Below are 738 nucleotides of genomic sequence, written 5' to 3'. Positions count from 1 at the left end.
AGTGGTGTTAGCGCACTGTCCGGCTGCTGGAGTGAAAGTATAGGTTGTTGTGGCCGTATTGTTAATGGCAGGTGACCAGGCACCAGTTATGCCGTTTGTGGACGTAGCAAGCAGGTTGATCGGATCACCGGCACAGATCGCTGGTATGGCTGCAAAAGTTGGCGTTACCGGCTGGTTAACGGTTACGGTTAAAGTCGTTGTATTGGCACACTGTCCGGCTGCTGGAGTGAAAGTATAGGTTGTTGTGGCCGTATTGTTGATGGCAGGCGACCATGTACCAGGAATACCATTGGTGGATGTTGTAAGTAGGTTGATTGGATCACCAGCACAGATTGCTGGTATAGCGGCAAAGGTTGGCGTTACCGGTTGATTAACGGTTATTGTTAAAGTCGTTGAATTCGCACACTGCCCTGCTGCCGGTGTAAAGGTATAAGTTGTTGTAGCGGTATTGTTAATGGCTGGTGACCAGGTACCAGTTATGCCGTTTGTGGACGTAGTAAGCAGGTTGATCGGATCGCCGGCACAAATCGCAGGTATGGCGGCGAATGTTGGTGTTACCGGCTGGTTCACTGTTACGGTCAGTGTAGTGGTATTAGCACACTGACCAGCAGCTGGTGTGAAGGTATAGGTTGTTGTAGCTGTATTGTTAATGGCAGGTGACCATGTACCAGGAATGCCGTTGGTAGATGTGGTAAGCAGGTTGATCGGATCGCCGGCACAGATCGCAGGTATCGCTGC

General features: G+C 50.5%; 1 pseudogene. It reads right to left on the bottom strand.

Going from position 1 to position 738, the window contains the following annotated elements:
* Window positions 1-738, bottom strand: a pseudogene (locus tag FPE01S_RS26085) (gliding motility-associated C-terminal domain-containing protein); the annotation flags it as partial.

The organism is Flavihumibacter petaseus NBRC 106054 (assembly GCF_000974785.1).
Taxonomy (GTDB): Bacteria; Bacteroidota; Bacteroidia; order Chitinophagales; family Chitinophagaceae; genus Flavihumibacter; species Flavihumibacter petaseus.
The sequence above is the reverse complement of the archived record's forward strand: the minus strand, read 5'-3'. Positions and strand labels throughout refer to the sequence as shown.